Genomic DNA, 18,363 nt, shown 5'->3' with positions numbered 1-18,363 from the left:
CAACAGGATAATGGCAAGCGTTGAAAAGGTGCCGATGCTGGCAGAAGGCTATGAGAAGCTGAGCACGCAGCTCAGTGCGCTCAAGGCCGAGCGACCGTTGATCGTCGACGCGATCGAGGAAGCGCGCGCGCATGGCGACCTTTCGGAAAATGCCGAATATCACGCCGCCAAGGAACGCCAGGGCCAGGTCGAAGCGACGATCGGCGACCTCGAGGACAAATTGTCGCGCGCGCAGGTCATCGATCCGACGATGCTTTCGGGCGACCGCATCGTGTTCGGCGCGACCGTCACCCTCGCCGACGAGGACGACAAGCCGATCCGGTACCAGATCGTCGGGCAGGCCGAGGCCGACGCCAAGGACGGCAAGATCAGCTACAACTCGCCGCTCGGCCGCGCGCTGATCGGGCGCCGCGTCGACGACGAGATCGAGGTGACCGTGCCCGCGGGCGACAAATATTATCTGGTCACCAAGATCGAATTCGTCTGATCGCCGCGCGCCGATGACCTTGCCGACCGGTCCCTTCATCACCGCGCTCGCCGCGGTGATGGCGGTGTTTCACATCCTGCTGCTGATCAGCGGGCTGTGGGGCGACGCCGCGATCATGGCGGGCTTCATCCCCGCGCGCTTCGGGATCGGCGTCGTCGCATCGGGACCGATGGTGCCCGCGCTGCTGACGCCGCTCACCGGATTGTTCCTGAACTACGACCTGATTTCGCTGGCGTTCAACATCGTGATGCTGCTGTTCATCGGGCGGCAGCTCGAACAGCCGCTGGGCAAGCCGGCGCTGGCGGTGCTGATCGTCGCCGGCGCCTATGCCGGCGCGCTCGCCTTGTGGCTGGCGCAGCCGCGGCTCGAGCTGCCCTTGCTCGGCGCCAATGCGTCGGTCGCGGCGATGCTCGCGGTGTTCGCGCTGATCTTCAGCCGCGCGCAGACGCGGGCGCTGGGGCCGATCCCGGCGCCATGGGTGCGCGCCTTGTGGCTGGGGGCGGCGTGGATCGGGCTGCAATTGCTGCTCGGCGTCGCGGCGGGCGGCTTCGCGATCCCGACGCTGTGGGCGTCGATCGGCGGCTTCGTCGCGGGGCTGATGCTGGCGCGCCCGCTGCTGCGCTGGCGTTTCGGCGGGCGGTAGGTGAATCATCCCTCCCCTTCAGGGGAGGGTAGCGAGACTTGCCAGCTTGCTGGCTTAGTCGCAGCGGGTGGGGGCCGAGGCCTTGCGCCACGCCAACAGCCCCCACCCCAACCCCTCCCCTGAAAGGGGGGGGGGCTTTAGGCCAACAGCCCGCCCACCAGCAGCATCGCGACGCGCACGTCGATGCCGCAGCCCTCGGCGCGCTTCGCCGCGACGAAATCCTCGATCCCGGCCAGTGGCACGCGGTGGACGACGATGTCCTCGCTGTCGACCCCGCCGCCTTCGCCGACCTTGGTCAGCCCCGTCGCGACGAGCAGGGTGAAGCTTTCGCTCACCATCCCCGGCGAGGAATAAAATTCGCCGACGGTGCGCCAGTTGGCGGCGGCATAGCCCGTCTCCTCGTCGAGCTCGCGCGCGGCGGCGAGTTCCGCGGCTTCGCCCGCGGTGTCGTCGCCGACCAGCCCCGCGGGCATCTCGAGGCAGTTCATGCCCATCGGCACGCGATATTGCTCGACCAGGATGACGTGGCGCCCGTCGGGGGCGTCGTCGATCGCCAGAATCACCGCGGCGTGGATCCCGCGCGAGCGCGAGACATATTCCCATGTGCCCTGCTGCTTGACGGTGACGAAGCGGCCTTCCCACCGCGTTTCGATGGGTGTGTCGGGAGCGGGGCGGGACATATCATCTCCTAGGTCGGCGGCGCTTTCGGGCGCCATGATATTTGTTTCGCACAAAGCCACGAAGCCACAAGGAGGGATTGGCCGCAGCCGGACCCTCCGCATGAAATGCGGCTGAAATTGCAACGTTAAAGGTAAGGGGCCTGCGGCAGTGAGCAGCGCCCCTTTGTGGCTTCGTGGCTTTGTGCGAGATCAATCCCGGCCCGCATTTGTGGGGTAAAGCGATCCTAAATCTCGATCAGCCGGTCAGGCAGTTCGTTGGGATTTTCGCTGCCGCGCGGGAAATGTTCGGCGAGCACCACGCCCATCTGGCGCACCGCCTCGGCCATGCCTTCGCCGGGGCGGCCGGCATGGATATGGTCGATCAGCGCCGCCATGGCGTCACCCCAGACTTCGGGGGAAACTTTCGCCGCGATCGCCTGGTCGGCGACGATGTCGGCGCGATGCTCTTTCAGGCTGACATAGAGGAGGACGCCGGTGCGGCCGAGCGTCTTGGCCTCGGTGCCGACCTTGAACAGGTCGACCGCGCGCGCGCGGACGCGGCCCGCGAGGATCGCGCGCGGGGTCAGCCACAGTCGCAGCGGGCGCCACAGCAGGATCAGCCACATGCCGATCCATTTTATCGCGCCGATCGCGATTACCGTGCCGAGCCACTGATTGGCGGTGAGCTCGTGCCCCCAGCCGCCGGTCAGCCAGTCGTAGATCCCGCGGTAAAATTCGGGGAAGAGCGCGATCACCGACATGGCGATGAAGGCGACGACGCTGGCCCAGACGAGCGCGACATCGTCATAGTCGTTCGATTGCGCCGCGACGACGGTGACGATTTCGCCACTGGTGCGCGCCTCGGCCGCGGCGACCGCCGCGGTGACGAGGTCGTGATCGGCGCTGCTCACATGGCTCACTTTGCGTGGCATCTCTCGCGCTCCCTACCAGCCGCCCGACGCGCCGCCGCCGCCGAAGCTGCCGCCGCCGCCCGAAAAGCCGCCGAATCCGCCGCCACCACCGCCGCCGCTGCTCCAGCCGCCCCACGACGATCCGCCGCTGCCGCCGCCCCAGTCGTCATCGTCGCCCCAGATGATGATCGGGGCGCCCCAGGGGCTGTTCTTGCGCCGCCGCTTCTTGCCCTTGCGCCCGAGGCTCGAAAGGATCGGCAGCACGAAGAAGAAAAAGATGATGATCGCGACGAAGATCAGCCCGCCGATGTCGCCGTCGTCGGCGCGGTCGCGATCCTCGGCCTCGATCTGCGCCGCGCGTGCCGCGGCCTCCTCGGGGGTGAGCTGGATCTGTTCAGCGATCGCGTTGACGCCCGCCTGGATGCCGCCGGGCATGTCGCCGTCTTTAAACAGGGGGGTAACGGTATCGCGGATGATCCGCCCCGACATCGCGTCGGTCAGCACGGGTTCGAGGCCGTAGCCGACCGAGATGTTCATCCGCCGCTCGTTGGGCGCGATCAGGAAGACGACGCCGTCGTCCTTGGCCTCGTCGCCGATCTTCCATTCGCGGCCGAGCTTGTAGCCATAATCGGCGATGTCGTTGCCCTCGAGGTCCTTGACCGTCGCGACGACGAGCTGGTGCCCGGTCCTGGTCTCCAGCGCTTCGAGCTGCGTATTGAGCGCGGCTTCCTCGGCGGGCGGGATGATGTCGGCCTGATCGACGACGCGGCCGGTGAGCTTGGGGAAGGTCTGCGCCGCGGCGGGCGCGGCGAGCAGCGACAAGCCTAGCCCCCAGCCGAGCAGGATCGACTTCATTGCGGCTCTCCCGTTTGTGCGGCGATGGCGTCGATGCCGGCGGCCAGGCCGCCTGCATAATCGCGGCTTTTGAATCGTGGGGTCATCCGGTCGATCGCAGCCTTGGCCTTTTCGTCGGGGAGCAGCTTTTCGATGCCGGTCCCGGTTGCGACGCGAATCTGCCGTTCGTTGGGCGCCACGAGGATCAGGATGCCGTCGTCATGGTCCTTGCGCCCGATGCCCCAGCGATTGCCGAGGCAGGCCGCATAATCCTCGACCGTCGCGCCATTGAGGTTCGCCACCGTCGCGATGACCATCTGATGCCGGGTCAGCGCTTCATAGCGGGCGAGGCGCTGGGACAAGCGGCTTTCCTCCTCGTCGTTCAGCACCGATGCCGCGTCGTTGACCCGCCCCTGCATCGCAATTCCGGGAACGCCGACGCAATAGGCGGCCTCCGATGGCGGCGCTTCCTTGCAGCCGCCCGCGACCAACAGGATCGCGAGCGGAGCGGCAAGGGTGGTGCGGAGCACCTTATTGACCGAAATCGACCTTCGGCGCTTCGTTGGCGCCCGGCGTCACCGCGCGATAGGGTGTCATCGGCTCGGCGCCATGCACGATCTTGGCGCCGATGATGTCGGGGAAGGTGCGGATCGTCGTATTATAGTCCTGCACCGCGGCGTTATAGTCCTGCACCGTGACGTTGATCCGGTTCTCGGTACCCTCGAGCTGGGTCATCAGGTCGGCGAAGCGCGCCTGACTCTTGAGGTCGGGATAGGCTTCGACGGTGACGAGCAGGCGGCCGAGGGCGCTCGACACATTGCCCTGCGCCTGCTGGAAGGCCTGGACCTTGGCAGGGTCGTTCAGGTCGTCGGTCGACAGCTTGACCTGCGTCGCCGAGGCGCGTGCCTGGATTACGCCCTCCAGCGTCGATTGCTCGATGCGCGAGGCGCCCTTGGCGGTTTCGACGAGATTGGGGATCAGGTCGGCGCGCCGCTGATACGCGGCTTCGACATTCGCCCATTTCGCCTTCGCCGCTTCTTCCTTGGTGGGCACGCTGTTGATGCCACAGGCGGACAGGCTCAGTGCGGCGACGGGCAGGATCATCCAGCGGGCGGAACGCATGGTCATGGTCATCGAGGCTCCCTCCGGCGGCGTTTTGCCGCAACAATACACATCATAGGATGGCGCTTGCCTTTGTGCAATCCGCGCGGCACCTTCGGCGCGCAGGACCAACCATCCGGGGAGAGCCAAGATGTTGGCAGAGTTCAGGGAATTTATCGCGCGCGGCAATGTCATCGACCTGGCGGTCGGCGTGATCATCGGCGGCGCCTTTGCGACGATTACCAAGTCGCTGACCGAGGATGTCATCATGCCCGTCGTCGGCTGGATCTTCGGCGGGGCCGATTTCTCGAACATGTTCATCCTGCTGGGTCAGGTACCCGCCGGCGTGTCGCCGACCGACTATGCCAAGCTGAAGGAAGCGGGCGTCGCGATGTTCGGCTATGGCGCGTTCATCACCGCGACGATCAACTTCGTGATCCTGGCGTGGATCATCTTCCTGCTGGTGAAGGCGGTGAACAGGGTCGTGCGCAAGGGTCCCGATGCCGCCGCGGGCCCGAGCGAGGTCGATATCCTCACCGAAATCCGCGACGAGCTGCGCAAGAAATAATTTTCCACCGCTTTTCAGGGGTTCGCCCGCCCGTGCTCTTTCCAAGTGCGGGCGGGCTTCCTATATGGGCTGTGTCGGTTTCGGCCGACTATGAGGATAAATGTTGCCGTGGAATAGGCACAGCGGACCCGGGGGCAGTACCCGGCGGCTCCACCACGAACTCGCGCCCCTTTAGAAGGGGTGCGCGGGTTTCTGACGGGGCCGAACCAGGATCGACGTGTGTTCAAAGACGGTAGTTTCTTCCGGGCTGAGTAACCCGTTAAAGGCTCAAAACCAATAAGTGCTAACGATAACGAAGCACTCGCTCTGGCTGCGTAACCGATAAGCCTCACGGCCTAAGGTTATTCAAATAGAACGCGGTTCGGACCGAACCGGGCAACAGAATCGGATACCAGCGGCTGGGGACGAGCCGGGCAACAGAATCGTCCCACCTTTTCCCTTCAGTCCAGCTTTTCGGGTGCCTCCGGCGCCGACGGCCGCGCGAGCTGGCGGCTGTAGAGCCAGCCGATGCCGATCAGGCTGAACCCCAGTACCACGAACGAGCCGATGCGCAGCAGCCCTTCGAGCCCCGAGGCGTCGAACAGGAACACCTTGCCCACCGCGCCGAGCATCAGGATCAGCGACGCGATGCGCCAGTCGTGGCGGTTGCGGCGGATGCCCCAGAGCAGGAAACCGATCGCGAGCGCGAGGATCAGGATCGAGCGCAGGATATTCTCGCTGTTGGTCACCCCGGGTTCGATCAGCAGGCCGCCGTGGAAGATCTGGCGCAGCGTCGCCCAGGCGAGGCCTGCGACGAGCAGCATCGCCGCGAGTTGGACGATGCGGTCGAGCGCGGCGCGCGCGTCGGGGAAGAGCGCGCGGATGAGCACCAGCCCGATACCCGGCAGCAGGAAGAGCGGAGCCAGCCAGTTGGCAATCGGCAGCGAGCCGACCGCCTGCTGGGTCCACAGCGGGTTGTGGAGGATGAGCCCGTACCAGATCGCATGTGCGGTTCCCGCGACGATGAGCGGGCGCGCGAGGCTGGCGAGGCCGCGCCGCATCGCGAGCCAGCCGATGCCGACGAGCAGCGCGCCCCAGACGATCCGCTGCGCGACGCCGGTGGCGACGAAATCGCCGCCGAAAGCGGCCGCGAAACCGAGGCGATAGAGGCAGTGCAGCGCGATTCCGGCGACGATGCCGATGACCGCGAAGGCCGCGATGAGCAGCCAGCGCGGCAGCCTATCGCGCAGTAGCAGGAGCGGCGCGCCGAACAGCAGCGCGGGCAGCAGCAGGCGAAGCAACAGCTGGTCGATGGCCAGTGCGGGCGCGTCGAACAGCATCGGCACGCCGCCAAGCGAGAGGGTCGCTTTGGTCGCCCAGACGCCCACGGGCAGCACCGCCCAGGCGAGGCTCAGCGCGGCGAAGCTCGCTGCTGCGGCATCGATGCGCGCGCGGTCGATCCGCCGCGCCGCGAGCAGCGCCGCTGCACCGCCGACCGCGGGGACGAGCATCAGATACGCGCCGGGGACGACCTGCGCGAGCGTGCCATAAGCGAGCAGCGCCGCAGCGACCTGACCGATGCGGCGGATCGCGGGCTGCGCCGACAAGGTTGCGTAGAGCAGGCCGAGCAATGTCAGGCCGCCCCAGCGCAGGATCGCGGTCCCGGCTACCAGTTCGTCGCTGCCGGTGAGGCGTGTCCACTGCGCTATGAGGGCGGGGCCGGTCGAGGCGAGCAGCAGGACCGCGAGCAGCGCGAAGACGAGCGAGAGACCCTCGACCGGGAGCGCGCCGCGGCGGCGGGCGAGCGCGAACAGCGCCGCCGCGACCGCGCCCATCGCGAGCGTCAGGCTCCAGCCGGGCACGAGCTGCGCGAGCGCGCCATAGGCGAGGCCGCCGGCGATCGTCAGCGCGAGGAAGCGCAGGTAACGGTCCTCGGCCTTTGCCGCGAACAGGCCGAGCAGCGCGGCCAGGCCGGCCCAGCGTGCCAATGCCTGGCCCGCGAAGCCGCCGTCGACTCCGAGCACGAGCCGCGGCAGCTCGACGAGCGCGAGCGGGGTCGCGATCAGCGCGAGGAGTGCGAGCGCGACGAAGCTCCCTGCGATCGGTTCGATGCGGCGGTCCTTCGCCGCCTTGCCGAAGAAGAGCAGCGCGGCCGCGACGCCGCCGACCGCGAGCGGCGCGATCCAGAGCGGCACGATCAGCCAGGCGGCGACCGCGACGAGCAGGCCGGTCGTTGCGGTCAGCCAGGCGAAGCGGCTGTCGGCGGTGCGGTTCTCGGCCTTCCAGCCGAGCGCGATGCCGCCACCCGCGACCAGTGCGGCGCCGAGCGCGACCAGCGCGAGCGCCGTGTCGGCGATATCCCAGAAATGATATTTGACCAGCGGCGGCGCGGCGAGCGCCAGCGCGCAGAGTTCGAGCGTCCGGCGCAAGGTCCGCGCCTCGCCCCACAGCCGCGCGAGCAGCGGCAGCGCGTGGATCGCCGCGAGTGCGAGGCCGATGATCGCGAACCAGCTAGCGGCCGGATCGGGCCAGACGGCGAGCAGCAGCACCGACAGCGCGAGGCTGATCGAGGGGACGATCGCGAAATCCTTTTCGCGCCAGGCGAGCCACTGCCCCGCCGCCGCGATCAGGATGAACAGCCCCCAGTGGAGCGGCGCGAAGCCGCCGATGCCGACGAGCAAGGCAAGCTGCAACGCGCCGACGATCGCCGAGCCGGCGCGGAGCAGCGCGGCGCGCGGCCCGTCGAAGGCGATCATCGGGAGCGCGAGCGCTAGGAGCAGCACATAGCCGCCGATCGACAGCGAGCCCAAGGTGTCGAGCGCGGTCGTCGCGAGCAACATCCACAGGCTCCAGCCGACCCCGCCGAAGAAGGCGGCGAGCGCAAGCCAAGGCCAGCGCTTCATCCGCGCGACCCCCGCGAGCCCCGCGATGGTGAGGCCGAGATAGACCGCGAGCAACGGCACATTGGGCTCCATCGCGCCGACGAGCGCGGGAGCGGCGAGGCCGCCCGCGAGGCCGAGCAGCGCGCTCGGCGGCCCGAAGCGCAGCGACAGGCCGAGCGCGCCCGCGGTGACGAGCGCCAGCCCGACGAAAGCGGCGAGCGGGCCGATCAGGCCATAGACATTGGCGGCGACCAATATCGCCGCGTAGAGCGTCGCGATGCCCGCGCCCGACAGCGCCTGCGGCACGCGCACGTCGCGGACCTTGTCCTCATTGCGCCACGCATATTCGGCGCCGCCGATCAGCCCGAGGCCGAAAAGCACGCCGGCGATCACCTGCACGCCGGGGGTGAAGACGCGCGCGAAGAAACCCGCGTCGATTGCGTAACGGACGATCAGCACGCCGGCGATGGCGAGGGTGATGCCGCCGGCCCAGATCGGCAGCGTCTTGCCGAACAGATTTTCGAAGCGCGATGCCATGGTCGGCGGCGGTCCGGGTGGGGCGGGCGGTGGTGCGGCAGGGCGTTCTGGTTCGGGCGCGGCGGCCTTTGGCGCGGCTTCTTCGATGATGGCTTCGTCCTCGACCGGGACCTCCTCTGTCATCGACGGCAGCGGCGCGCTCGCGGCGGCGACCGGAGCGGGCCGTTCTTCGGCTTCGGGTTCGGCGGGCGCCTGCTCTTCCGGCGCCGGCCCGTCGGGCTTCGGTTTCCAGCGGTCGATGGTTTCGGGCGATGGCGCGACCCAGGTGGGGGCGGATGCGGGTGGGGGCGGTGCCGGTGTGGGGTCCAGCGGCGCAGCGGCGGCGCGGCGCGCCTGTGCCGGCGTCTCGCCTTCCTTCGGCGGCAGCAGTCCTGCGTGACGCTGGAGCGCGCCGATCCGCTTGGCGGCCTCGGCCAAGGTCGCCTCGGCCCGCTTGAGCCGGCCCCGCGTGTCCACCAACAGGAGGAAAAGGATGACAATCGACAGAAAAGCGAAAAAGCCGAGCATGCGATCCCCTAAACTCGCGCCATCCTAACAGCGGGCGGGGCGAAGTCGACCAACTTGTTATGGTTGATCGCGAAAGGCGGACGGGGCCTTGAGCACCAGCGGCATGCCCGCGGTGACCAGCACGACCTCGGCGGCGGTGGCGGCAACCTGCTGGCTGAGCCGCCCCGCGGCGTCGCGGAAGCGCCGCGCGAGGGCATTGTCGGGCACGATGCCCAGCCCGACCTCGTTGGCGACGAGCAGGATATGGCCCTCGAAATGCGCGATCGCGGTACAGAGATCGGCGGCTGCGGCGTCGATATCGTGATCGGCGAGGAGCAGGTTCGAGGCCCAGAGCGTCAGGCAGTCGGCGAGCAGCACCGCGTCCGGCGAGCTGTGGCTGGTGACGGCGTCTGGCAGATCCTGCGGCGCCGCGACCGTCGTCCAGCGTGCGTCGCGTTCGGCGCGGTGGCGCGCGATGCGTTCGTGCATTTCGGCGTCATGGGCCTCGGCGGTGGCGACGAAGATATGGCGCCCAGCGATCGCTTCGGCGCGCGCCTGCGCGTAGCGGCTCTTGCCCGAGCGTGCGCCGCCGAGGACGAAGAGGCTGCTCATGCGCTGCGCCGCGTCAGCGCGAGGAGCGCGTCGAGGTCGACATGCGCGGCGAGCTCGGCCGCGATCTCGTCGAGCGCGGCGTCGACGTCGGCTTCATGGTTGCGCCCGCTGCCGGCGAGGCCCAGCCGTGCGAGCAGCGCGTGACGCAGTTCGGGCGCGCCGAACAGCCCGTGGAGGTAGGAGCCGATGACGCGGCCGTCGGGGCTCATCGCGCCGTCGCTCGCACCGCCTTCGAGGCGGGCGAAGGCGCGCGCCGTGCCTGGGCCCGTCGTTTCGCCCATATGCATCTCATAGCCCGCGACCGGCGCGCCGAGTGCTTCGCCGCGGACGTGGCGAAGCCTTTTGGCGGGCGAGAGGATCGTCTCGACGTCGAGCAGGCCGAGCCCCTCGGCGTGCGCGGCCTCGCCCTCGATGCCGAGCGGGTCGGCGACGCTGTGCCCGAGCATCTGATAGCCGCCGCACAGGCCGAGGATCATGCCACCACGACGGTAGTGCGCCTTGATGTCGATGTCCCAGCCTTCGCGGCGCAGCGCGGCGAGGTCGGCGATCGTCGCCTTCGACCCCGGCAGCACGATCATCGCCGCCTCGGCAGGGATCGGGCGGCCCGGCGGGACCATCACCAGCTCGACCGCGGGTTCGAGCTTGAGCGGGTCGAGGTCGTCGAAATTGGAGATGCGCGGCAGGATCGGGCAGGCGACGATCCGGCGACCCTCGCGCGGGTCGGCGGGGCGTTCGAGGATCACCGCGTCCTCGCTCGGCAGCCGCGCGGCGGCGGCGAGCCAGGGGATGACGCCGAAGCCCTGCCAGCCGGTTCGCGCCGCGATTTCGCGATAGCCGTCGTCGAACAGCGCGGGGTCGCCGCGGAACTTGTTGATCAGGAAACCGCGGATCATCGCGGCGTCCTCGGGGTCGATCACCGCTTTCGTTCCCACGACCGAGGCGATCACCCCGCCGCGGTCGATGTCGCCGACGAGGATGACGGGGACATTGGCGGCGCGTGCGAAACCCATATTGGCGATGTCGCCCGCGCGCAGGTTGATCTCGGCGGGCGAGCCCGCGCCCTCGACGACGACAAGGTCGCATTGGGTGCGGAGGCGCTCGTAGCTTTGCAGGACCTCGGTCAACAGGCTGCCGCGCGCTTCGCGGAAATTCCCGCTGCCGAGCGTGCCGCGGACCTGGCCGTGGACGATCAGCTGCGAGGTGCGGTCGGCCTGCGGCTTCAACAGCACGGGGTTCATGTCGCTATGCGCCTCGGCCCGGCAGGCGAGCGCCTGCAGCGCCTGCGCGCGTCCGATCTCGCCGCCGTCGATCGTGACCGCGGCGTTGTTCGACATATTCTGCGGCTTGAAGGGGCGCACCGTCAGCCCGCGGTTGGCGAAGGCGCGGCAGAGGCCGGCGACGAGCACCGACTTGCCGACGTCCGACCCCGTGCCCTGCAGCATCAGTGCGCCCATGCGAAAGCTCCCGCGATCAGCCAGAGCAGGGCGCAGGCGATGAGGTAGATGCGCAGCGCGTGGCGGATGTCGAAGGGTGTTGCGGCGATGCTGCCGTCGCCGATCCAAGCTTTGTCGTGCATGACGCCGTCATAGGCGACGGGTCCCGCGAGCCGAAGCCCCAATGCGCCCGCCATCGCCGCCTCGGGCCAGCCGGCGTTGGGCGAAGCGTGTTGGCGCGCGTCGCGAAGCATGAGGCGCCACCCGCCGCCGCCTGCGAGGCAGATCAACACGCCGGCGATGCGCGCGGGGACGAGGTTCATCGCGTCGTCGCTACGTGCTGCGGCCCAGCCGAAGGCGCGCCAGCGGTCTTCGCGGTGGCCGATCAGGCTGTCGGCGGTGTTGACCGTCTTATAGGCCCAAATCCCCGGGAGGCCGAGGAGCAGCAGCCAGAAGAGCGGCGCGGCGACGGCGTCGCAGAAGCTTTCGGCGAGGCTCTCGATCGCGGCGCGCGCGGCGCCGCTTTCGTCGAGCGCTGCGGTGTCGCGGCCGACGATGGCGGCGACGGCTTCGCGCGCTGCGGGCAGGCCGTGGTTTTCAAGCGCGTCAGCGACGGCGCGGACATGCTCGAAAAGGCTGCGCTGCGCGAGCGCCGGCCAGGCGAGGAGGGCGACGGCGAGCCAGGCGTAGGCGTCCAGCTGTTGGAGCAGCCACCATTGGACGAACCATGCCGTGCCGCCGACCAGCGCGACGAGAAGCACCAGCGTCAACACGCCGAACAGGCGGCGGGTGGCGAAGGTCCACGCCGGTCGGTTCCAGCGCCGCTCGAACCCGTCGATCAGCCGCGCGAAAAGCCCGACCGGATGGCCGATGCGGCGATAGACGGCATCGGGCCAGCCGAACGCAGCATCGAGCGCGAGCGCGGCGAGGGCGACGGGCTCAGCCATCGGCGAGGGCGGCGCGCAGGCGGGCGAGTGCCTCGTCGTCGGCGGGCAGACCGAAGCGCAGCCAGGACGGCTGGTCGACGAAGGGGCGGGTCAGGATCGCGCGGCGGGCGAGGTGCTCGAACAGCGCGGGCACCTGTTCGGTTTCGATCAGCCGGAACAGCGGGCAGGCGCCGCGCGGCGTGTAGCCGGCCTCGACCAGCACGGCGTCGAGCGCGGCCGCCTGTTCGGGCAGGCGGTGGCGGGTCGCGGCGATCCAGTCGGCGTCGGCATAGGCCGCGGTGCCGATCGCGATGGCGGCGGCGGACAGCGGCCAGGCGCCCAGCAATTGGCGCAGGTCTCTGAGGAAGGGTTCCGGGCCCAGGACAAAGCCGAGCCGCGCCCCGGCGAGGCCGAAGAATTTGCCGAAGGAGCGGAAGACAAGCAGGTGCCGGTCGTCGGCAACGCGCGAGGCGATGCCGAGCGCGGGGTCGCAGTCGGCGAAGGCTTCGTCGACAAGCAGCCAGCCGTCGCGGCCGCGCGTCGCGAGCAGTGCGTCGAGCATGGGCGTTGCAAGGATACGTCCGTCGGGATTGTTGGGGTTGGCGAGGGTGATCGTGCCGTCCCGTGCCGCGAGTTCGGCGTCAGCGGTGGCGAGGCTTCCCGCGATCATTTCGCCATGTGTGCGGTAGCTTGGTGCGACGTGACGAGCTTCGCCGCCGAGCAGCCGTCCGGCGAGGCGCAGGCCGATCTCGGTGCCGGGCACCGCGCAGACGTGGCGGGCATCGACTCCGAAGAAATCGGCCGCGACGGCTTCCAGTGCGGCGAGCGCGTCGCCATCGGGCAGGCGCTGCCAGTCGATGGCGATCTGGTCGGTGCCGGGCCAGGGCTGCGGATTGATCCCGGTCGACAGGTCGATCCATCCGTCGCCCCCGCCGAAATGGCGCTTGGCGGCGGCGAGATTGCCGCCGTGCCAGGTCCAGGGCTCGGTCATGCCAAATGCAGCCAGACGAGCGCGGCGAGCAGCAGGGCGCTTTCGGTCACTTCGATCCCGGCGCCATGGCCGTCGCCCGAGATGCCGCCGATCTTGCGATGAAGCCACCAAGCCCCGCCGGCGATCAGCAGCGGAGTGGCGAGGAGCGACGGCGACCGCCATGCGGCGACCGCGAGCAGCAGCCCCCAGATCGCCAGGTCGACCGGGCGGATCACGCCGCGAAAGCGCGCGCCGAGACCCGCATGCAGGTCGGGCAGCCAGCGCGACCAGACCAGAGGACCAATCCGCGCGGCGAAGGGGACGAGGGCGATGGCGATGAAGGCTTCGGCTTCGATGAGGCCGTGGAGCAGCACCAGCTTGGCGATTAGTTGCAGCGCGATCGCCGCGACGGCGAAGCTGCCGACGTGCGGGTCGGTCATGGCCGCGATCATGCGGCCGCGGTCCTTGTGCGCCGCGCCCGCGGCGTCGGCGATGTCGCCGAGCCCGTCGAGGTGCAGCGCGCCGGTGACCGCGACCCAGATCAGCAGCGCGGCGAAGGCGCCGGTCCATGAGTCGAGCCTTGCGCCGGCCCATGCGGCGGTGGTGACGAGCACACCGACGATCAGGCCGGCCGCGGGGAACCAGCGCATCGAGGCGGCGAATTCTTCGCTGGTGACCGCGATACGCGGCGTCGGCAGGCGCGTCAGGAACTGGATCGCGACGATGAGCCCCTTCATGGCCGGATCGCCGCGAGCCGCGCGCCGTCGGGCCAGATCTGCAGCGAGACGAGGACGCCATAGGGCAGGTCGAACGACCAGAGCTGGCGCTGGTCGAAACCGCAGAGGCGGTGCAGCGCGGCGCGGATCGCGCCGCCGTGGGTGATGACCAAGGTCGGGCGCGGGACGAGGTCGGTCAGTGCCGCCGACACGCGCAGGGCGAGCGCCGACCAGGGCTCGCCGCCGGGCGGCGGATTGGCATCGGGGTCGCTCCAGAAACGGCCGAGCGCTTCAGCGTCGATGACCGATCCGGGGAGACCGTCCCAGTCGCCGAAGTCGAGCTCGCGCCAGCGCGGGTCGGTGGTCACGGGCAAGCCCGCTGTTTCGCCGATCGCGGTGGCAGTCTCGCGGCAGCGGCGAAGATCCGAGCTGATCAGCGTCTCGACCGCGAGGCCGGTCGCCTGCGCAGCGCAGGCGGCGATGCCTTCGGCGGTCGGCGCCATGTCGGTGCGGCCGAGCAGCAATCCCGGTGTTTCGGGCACGCCGTGGCGGAGGAGGTGCAGCGCGTAGGGCTTCACAGCGACCCCGACACCGCGGCTTCGGCGAAAGTCGCCATGCCGCCATGCGCGGCGAGCGCGGCGCGGACGATGTTGGCCGCCACCGCCGCACCGCTGCCTTCGCCAAGCCGCATGCCGAGCGACAGGATTGGCCCAAGCCCGAGGCGGTCGAGGAGCAGCCGGTGTCCGGGCTCGGCCGAGCAATGGCCCGCGAGGCAATGATCGACGATCGCCGCATTGTCGGCCGCGAGCGGGGCGAGCGCGGCGCAGCAAATGAAGCCGTCGAGCAGCACGGGTACGCCGAGCTGCCGCGCGCGGAGCGCCGCGCCCGCCATCGCCGCGATTTCGCGTCCGCCGACGCGGCGCAGCGTTTCGAACGCCGAGTGCGCGGCATAGGCATGGACTTCGCGCGCGCGCTCGACGACCGCGATCTTGCGCGCGACGCCGCCGGCGTCGACCCCGGTGCCGGGGCCGGTCCAGTCGGCCGCCGCGCCGCCGAAGCTGCGCGCGCACAGCGCCGCCGCGGCGGTCGAATTGCCGATCCCCATCTCGCCGAGCAGCAGCAGGTCGAGGTCTTCGTCGACGACCGCGGCGCCGACGTTGAGTGCGTCGAGGCATTCGGTCGCGGTCATCGCGGCGCCGGTGGTGAAATCGGCGGTGGGGCGGTCGAGGTCGAGCGGGACGATGTGGAGATCGAGCCCCGCCGCACGCGCGAGCGCGTTGATCGCGGCGCCCCCGGCGCGGAAGTTGGCGACCATCTGTCCGGTGACGCTGGGCGGGAAGGCGCTGACGCCGTGCGCGGCGACGCCGTGGTTGCCCGCGAAGATCGCGACGCGGCCGCGGTCGAGGCGCGGGCGCTCGCGGTGCTGCCAGCCGGCGAAGAAGATCGCGATCTCCTCCAGCCGGCCGAGCGAACCCGCGGGCTTGGTGAGCTGCGCCTGCCGGGCGCGGGCGGCATCCTGCGCAGCGCTATCGGGGCCGGGCAGGTCGGCGAGCGCGGCCTCGAAGGCGGCGACGGAGGTGAAGATGCTCATTCGGCGATAAATCCCGGGGGCGGGGTGCGGGTGAGGAAATGGCCTTTCACCCCCTCGGGCCACAGGCTGTAAGCGACGCGGCCATGCTCGCTGGCGGCGTAATGGACGGCGTAATCGAGGATCGCGCGCGCGGCGTCGTTGCCGGGGACAAAGCGGCCGAGGACATAGCCGACCTTGTCCGGCGCGCGCAGATGGACGGTGCAATGGTCCTGGCAGGCGAAGAGGCACGGCATTGCCTGCACCGCGATGCCGGCGTAGCGCGGGTCGCTCGACTTGACGCGTTCGAGCGCCTCGACCAGCCGCGCGCCGCCGGTCACGCCTTCGGCATCGGCGCGCGCCATGCGGTCGTGGCGACAGGTACTGCACGCCACGACCGCGGGGCCGGGATCGACCGGGGTCAGCATGTGCGACCGGTCATGCCGTCGCCGGCCTGGGCGGCGCGGGGACGCCAGCGGCGACGAGCAGGCGATAGAGCGCATAGAGCCCGATCAGGATCGCGCCGTTGCGCAGGAATTGCTCGACGAGCAGGTCGGGCGCCATCGCGGTGTGCAGCCCGCCGAGGACGAGCGCCCAGAGCAGGATGATGCCCTTGAACGCGGTGAAGCCCGCGGCATAGGCGAGGCTCAGCTGCGCCGCGGCCGAGCGGTAGCCCGCCGCGCGCAGGGCCGCATAGCTCGCGAGCGCCGAACCGACGGCGGCGGTGCCGAGCCCGGCGCCCCACGCCAGCGTGCTGCCGTCGCGCGGATAGCCCAGCAGGAAGAAACCGATGAACTGGCTCGCGGCCCAGGCGAGGAACATCAGCGCGAGGCCGCCCCGGCGGCGCATATGCACCGCCGCGAGCGCCGCGAGCGCCGGGAAGGGCGTCGCGCAGGCGAGGACTAGGGTCGTCGCCGTGCTGGCCGCGGTGAGCAGCGACACCCAGAGCGCCGAAGCGCCGCGGCCCGACAGCGCCGCCATCAGAAGCGCCCCCTTATGCCGGCGTAGACGCTGCGGCCGATCGAGCCGTAGCGAAAGGCCGTCATATATTTTTCGTCGAAGATATTCTCGGCGCGCGCGAACAATTTGACCGCGTCTGAAAGCGCCACTTCGGCGCGCAGGTCGACGAGCGTATAATCGTCGAGCCTTTGCGCGTTGCTGGCGTTGTCGAAGCTCTTGCCCGACCAGCGCAGCGCGGCGCCGAGTTCGAGACCGAAATCGAAGCCGTAGCTGACCGACGCGTTCGCCGTATTGCGCGGGCGGCGCGGCAGCCATTTGCCGAAATTGGCGGCGCCCGGCGAGCGGTCCTCGGCGACGATCCAGCTGTAATTGCCGTCGAGCTTGAGCCCGCCGAGCGTCAGCGCGGCCGTGGCTTCGACACCATGCGCCTCGGCGCGCGAGACGTTCGAATAGAAGCCGAAGCGGCGCGTCGCGGGATCGCCGGGGACGAAGCACAGCGGGTTGGTCGACGTGCCGCTGCAGCTGTTGAAGATGACCAGGTTCGTCGTCCGGCGGTCGAACCAGGCCGCGCCGACGACGAGCTTGCGATCGAACAATTGCTGTTCGATGCCCGCTTCCCAGCCCTTCGCCTCCTCGGGGTCGAGAGCGGTGTTGCCGAATTCGCTGAACAGCTGGAACAGGCCGGGCGCCTTGAACCCCTCGCCATAGCTCGCGCGCAGGATCGTGCCCGTGGACAGCCGCCACACGCCGCCCGCGGCGAACAAAGTCTGGCCGCCGAACCGATCATGGTCGTCGTAGCGGACGCCGCCGTTGAGCGTCAGCCCGTCGAGCGGTTCGACGCTAAGCTGGCCATAGGCGCTCGTAATCTCGGCCTCGCCGCGCGCGAAGGCCGGGACGGGTACCGCGAGCGACGCCGAAGGCGAGCGGCTGCGGAAGGTCGAGCGTTCATTCTCGGCGCCGAAGATCGCGGTGACGCGATCGGCGATGTCGAAGCTGCCCTGATATTCGAAGCGCTTGTTCTTCCCGTCGGCCTCGAAGCTCTGCGGCCGCGCGCGCGTCGGGTTGAAATTGTCGCGGTTGGTGTCGGTATAGGCAAAAGCGACACGGTTGCGGAAGCGCCCGTCGACCAGATCGACGTTGAGCCCGGCATAGCCGACGAATTCCTTGTTGAGTCCATAGTCGGCGCTGTCGGTGTTGAAGCCGTCGAATTCGACCCGCCCGCTCGAATAATAGCCGCGCAGATCGACGCTGACATTGTCGGCCAAGGTGAGTTCGGCGCGCCCCGAGACATTGCTGTTGCGATAGCCGTCGGCCTCGACCCCGCCGAACGCCTTGGCGTGCGACGAGATGCCGTCGGTGGTGAAGCGCTGGCCGCCGATGCGCCAGGCGAGCGGCCCGGCGCGCCCGCCGATCGCGGCGCGTGCGCTGATGGTGTCGCGCGATCCGGCCTCGAGATCGAAGCTGCCTTCGAGTGCTTTTTCGGGCGCGGCGGTGACGATATTGACCACGCCGCCGATCGCCTGGCTGCCCCACAGGATCGACTGCGGCCCGCGCAATATCTCGATCCGCGAAATGTCGCCGGTGAGCAGATTGGTGAAGTTGAAGCCGCCGCCGGTCGACGACGGATCGTTGAGCTTGACCCCGTCGATCACCGCGACCGTATGCTCGGATTCGGCGCCGCGGATACGCAGCGAGGTCGAGGTGCCATAGCCGCCGTTGCGCGCGATGCTGACCCCCGGCGTGCGCAGCAGCAATTCGGTGACGCCGATATCCTGGCTGCGGTCGATCGCTTCCTTGTCGAGCACCGCGACCGACGACGGAATCTCGTCGAGCGTCAGCGGCGCGCGCGTCGCGGTGACGATGATGTTGTCGGCTTCGCCCGCTTCTTCTTCGGCAAAAGCGGGCAGCGCGGCCGCGATGGCGGCTACGGAAAGCGTGGTACGAATGATAGTCCTGAACATGATAACCCCATCGACAAGACCGCTCGCGCGCAGGGTCGATGCGATTGTCCTGGAGCGGACGCGCGACATCGGCCCGCGCCCATGCACGGCCACCTTTGTCGTCGCTCGGGTTCACTCCCCGTCCGCCCGGC

19 protein-coding genes and 1 other RNA gene are annotated in these 18,363 nt (G+C 69.4%); 4 read left to right on the top strand and 16 right to left on the bottom strand.

Translation table 11 applies throughout. The features are described from left to right. The first annotated feature begins 10 nt into the window (after window positions 1-10). The gene (greA, locus tag AC1RNQ_RS07600; RefSeq protein ID WP_493170171.1) at window positions 11-487 is read left to right on the top strand and encodes a transcription elongation factor GreA; all 477 of its coding nucleotides are present in this window, start codon (window positions 11-13) and stop codon (window positions 485-487) included. Window positions 488-500: 13 nt separating this feature from the next. Next, window positions 501-1,130 (top strand): rhomboid family intramembrane serine protease, encoded by a 630-nt coding sequence (locus AC1RNQ_RS07595; protein ID WP_493170170.1) that lies wholly within the window; start codon window positions 501-503, stop codon window positions 1,128-1,130. A 137-nt stretch (window positions 1,131-1,267) separates the two neighbouring features. Here the strand turns inward: AC1RNQ_RS07595 and AC1RNQ_RS07590 are convergent, their stop codons facing one another. The 5 genes from AC1RNQ_RS07590 to AC1RNQ_RS07570 form a co-directional block, all read right to left on the bottom strand. Next, window positions 1,268-1,810, bottom strand: coding sequence for an NUDIX hydrolase (locus AC1RNQ_RS07590; RefSeq protein WP_493170168.1), 543 nt, complete (start codon window positions 1,808-1,810; stop codon window positions 1,268-1,270). Between the two features lie 224 nt (window positions 1,811-2,034). Then, entirely contained in the window at window positions 2,035-2,721 is a 687-nt protein-coding gene (locus AC1RNQ_RS07585; RefSeq protein WP_493170167.1) for a TPM domain-containing protein, read from the bottom strand. 12 nt (window positions 2,722-2,733) lie between these two features. Further along, the gene (locus tag AC1RNQ_RS07580; protein WP_493170165.1) at window positions 2,734-3,555 is read right to left on the bottom strand and encodes a TPM domain-containing protein; all 822 of its coding nucleotides are present in this window, start codon (window positions 3,553-3,555) and stop codon (window positions 2,734-2,736) included. Beyond that, window positions 3,552-4,064, bottom strand: a complete 513-nt coding sequence (locus AC1RNQ_RS07575) for a TPM domain-containing protein (RefSeq protein ID WP_493170163.1) — start codon at window positions 4,062-4,064, stop codon at window positions 3,552-3,554. Before AC1RNQ_RS07575 ends, AC1RNQ_RS07580 begins: the two co-directional genes overlap by 4 nt. A 1-nt stretch (window position 4,065) precedes the next feature. After that, entirely contained in the window at window positions 4,066-4,668 is a 603-nt protein-coding gene (locus tag AC1RNQ_RS07570) for a LemA family protein (RefSeq protein WP_493170161.1), read from the bottom strand. 118 nt (window positions 4,669-4,786) lie between these two features. Here AC1RNQ_RS07570 and mscL point away from each other — a divergent pair, with 118 nt between their 5' ends. After that, entirely contained in the window at window positions 4,787-5,203 is a 417-nt protein-coding gene (gene mscL, locus AC1RNQ_RS07565; RefSeq protein ID WP_493170159.1) for a large conductance mechanosensitive channel protein MscL, read from the top strand. A 34-nt stretch (window positions 5,204-5,237) separates the two neighbouring features. Beyond that, window positions 5,238-5,596, top strand: a transfer-messenger RNA (tmRNA) gene (ssrA, locus tag AC1RNQ_RS07560). A 47-nt stretch (window positions 5,597-5,643) separates the two neighbouring features. On the opposite strand, the gene AC1RNQ_RS07555 is transcribed toward ssrA, so the two are convergent. The 11 genes from AC1RNQ_RS07555 to AC1RNQ_RS07505 all read right to left on the bottom strand — a co-directional run bounded on the left by AC1RNQ_RS07555 (window position 5,644) and on the right by AC1RNQ_RS07505 (window position 18,232). Further along, window positions 5,644-9,057: a DUF2339 domain-containing protein gene (locus tag AC1RNQ_RS07555; protein WP_493170158.1), complete on the bottom strand. Its 3,414-nt coding sequence runs from the start codon at window positions 9,055-9,057 to the stop codon at window positions 5,644-5,646. 108 nt (window positions 9,058-9,165) lie between these two features. Continuing rightward, window positions 9,166-9,699, bottom strand: coding sequence for a bifunctional adenosylcobinamide kinase/adenosylcobinamide-phosphate guanylyltransferase (gene cobU / locus AC1RNQ_RS07550; RefSeq protein ID WP_493170156.1), 534 nt, complete (start codon window positions 9,697-9,699; stop codon window positions 9,166-9,168). Beyond that, complete coding sequence (locus AC1RNQ_RS07545; RefSeq protein WP_493170155.1) at window positions 9,696-11,153, bottom strand: cobyric acid synthase; 1,458 nt, start codon at window positions 11,151-11,153, stop codon at window positions 9,696-9,698. The genes cobU and AC1RNQ_RS07545 overlap by 4 nt, the downstream gene beginning before the upstream one ends. After that, complete coding sequence (cbiB, locus tag AC1RNQ_RS07540) at window positions 11,141-12,079, bottom strand: adenosylcobinamide-phosphate synthase CbiB (protein ID WP_493170153.1); 939 nt, start codon at window positions 12,077-12,079, stop codon at window positions 11,141-11,143. Before cbiB ends, AC1RNQ_RS07545 begins: the two co-directional genes overlap by 13 nt. Next, window positions 12,072-13,049 (bottom strand): aminotransferase class I/II-fold pyridoxal phosphate-dependent enzyme, encoded by a 978-nt coding sequence (locus AC1RNQ_RS07535; protein ID WP_493170152.1) that lies wholly within the window; start codon window positions 13,047-13,049, stop codon window positions 12,072-12,074. Before AC1RNQ_RS07535 ends, cbiB begins: the two co-directional genes overlap by 8 nt. Beyond that, window positions 13,046-13,765 (bottom strand): adenosylcobinamide-GDP ribazoletransferase, encoded by a 720-nt coding sequence (locus AC1RNQ_RS07530; protein WP_493170151.1) that lies wholly within the window; start codon window positions 13,763-13,765, stop codon window positions 13,046-13,048. The genes AC1RNQ_RS07535 and AC1RNQ_RS07530 overlap by 4 nt, the downstream gene beginning before the upstream one ends. Beyond that, entirely contained in the window at window positions 13,762-14,322 is a 561-nt protein-coding gene (locus AC1RNQ_RS07525) for a histidine phosphatase family protein (protein ID WP_493170148.1), read from the bottom strand. Before AC1RNQ_RS07525 ends, AC1RNQ_RS07530 begins: the two co-directional genes overlap by 4 nt. Further along, window positions 14,319-15,335, bottom strand: coding sequence for a nicotinate-nucleotide--dimethylbenzimidazole phosphoribosyltransferase (cobT, locus tag AC1RNQ_RS07520; protein ID WP_493170147.1), 1,017 nt, complete (start codon window positions 15,333-15,335; stop codon window positions 14,319-14,321). The genes AC1RNQ_RS07525 and cobT overlap by 4 nt, the downstream gene beginning before the upstream one ends. Further along, window positions 15,332-15,739, bottom strand: coding sequence for a DUF1636 domain-containing protein (locus AC1RNQ_RS07515; RefSeq protein ID WP_493170145.1), 408 nt, complete (start codon window positions 15,737-15,739; stop codon window positions 15,332-15,334). Before AC1RNQ_RS07515 ends, cobT begins: the two co-directional genes overlap by 4 nt. A 10-nt stretch (window positions 15,740-15,749) precedes the next feature. After that, window positions 15,750-16,292, bottom strand: a complete 543-nt coding sequence (locus AC1RNQ_RS07510; RefSeq protein WP_493170143.1) for a hypothetical protein — start codon at window positions 16,290-16,292, stop codon at window positions 15,750-15,752. Next, entirely contained in the window at window positions 16,292-18,232 is a 1,941-nt protein-coding gene (locus AC1RNQ_RS07505) for a TonB-dependent receptor plug domain-containing protein (protein ID WP_493170141.1), read from the bottom strand. The genes AC1RNQ_RS07510 and AC1RNQ_RS07505 overlap by 1 nt, the downstream gene beginning before the upstream one ends. Between the last annotated feature and the right edge of the window lie 131 nt (window positions 18,233-18,363).

It is taken from the genome of Sphingopyxis sp. GW821-FHT12F08 (assembly GCF_058806755.1).
Note: the sequence above shows the minus strand (reverse complement) of the source record. Positions and strands in the feature narration are given on the sequence as shown.

Excerpts from the sequence above, each read along its gene's own strand:
- AC1RNQ_RS07515 (WP_493170145.1), bottom strand. The coding sequence starts at position 15,739 with ATGCTGACCCCGGTCGATCCCGGCCCCGCGGTCGTGGCGTGCAGTACC.
- AC1RNQ_RS07580 (WP_493170165.1), bottom strand. The coding sequence starts at position 3,555 with ATGAAGTCGATCCTGCTCGGCTGGGGGCTAGGCTTGTCGCTGCTCGCC.
- AC1RNQ_RS07595 (WP_493170170.1), top strand. The coding sequence starts at position 501 with ATGACCTTGCCGACCGGTCCCTTCATCACCGCGCTCGCCGCGGTGATG.
- cobU (WP_493170156.1), bottom strand. The coding sequence starts at position 9,699 with ATGAGCAGCCTCTTCGTCCTCGGCGGCGCACGCTCGGGCAAGAGCCGC.
- AC1RNQ_RS07535 (WP_493170152.1), bottom strand. The coding sequence starts at position 13,049 with ATGACCGAGCCCTGGACCTGGCACGGCGGCAATCTCGCCGCCGCCAAG.
- AC1RNQ_RS07570 (WP_493170161.1), bottom strand. The coding sequence starts at position 4,668 with ATGACCATGACCATGCGTTCCGCCCGCTGGATGATCCTGCCCGTCGCC.
- AC1RNQ_RS07510 (WP_493170143.1), bottom strand. The coding sequence starts at position 16,292 with ATGGCGGCGCTGTCGGGCCGCGGCGCTTCGGCGCTCTGGGTGTCGCTG.
- AC1RNQ_RS07585 (WP_493170167.1), bottom strand. The coding sequence starts at position 2,721 with ATGCCACGCAAAGTGAGCCATGTGAGCAGCGCCGATCACGACCTCGTC.
- AC1RNQ_RS07505 (WP_493170141.1), bottom strand. The coding sequence starts at position 18,232 with ATGTTCAGGACTATCATTCGTACCACGCTTTCCGTAGCCGCCATCGCG.
- cbiB (WP_493170153.1), bottom strand. The coding sequence starts at position 12,079 with ATGGCTGAGCCCGTCGCCCTCGCCGCGCTCGCGCTCGATGCTGCGTTC.
- AC1RNQ_RS07545 (WP_493170155.1), bottom strand. The coding sequence starts at position 11,153 with ATGGGCGCACTGATGCTGCAGGGCACGGGGTCGGACGTCGGCAAGTCG.
- AC1RNQ_RS07530 (WP_493170151.1), bottom strand. The coding sequence starts at position 13,765 with ATGAAGGGGCTCATCGTCGCGATCCAGTTCCTGACGCGCCTGCCGACG.
- cobT (WP_493170147.1), bottom strand. The coding sequence starts at position 15,335 with ATGAGCATCTTCACCTCCGTCGCCGCCTTCGAGGCCGCGCTCGCCGAC.
- mscL (WP_493170159.1), top strand. The coding sequence starts at position 4,787 with ATGTTGGCAGAGTTCAGGGAATTTATCGCGCGCGGCAATGTCATCGAC.
- AC1RNQ_RS07590 (WP_493170168.1), bottom strand. The coding sequence starts at position 1,810 with ATGTCCCGCCCCGCTCCCGACACACCCATCGAAACGCGGTGGGAAGGC.
- greA (WP_493170171.1), top strand. The coding sequence starts at position 11 with ATGGCAAGCGTTGAAAAGGTGCCGATGCTGGCAGAAGGCTATGAGAAG.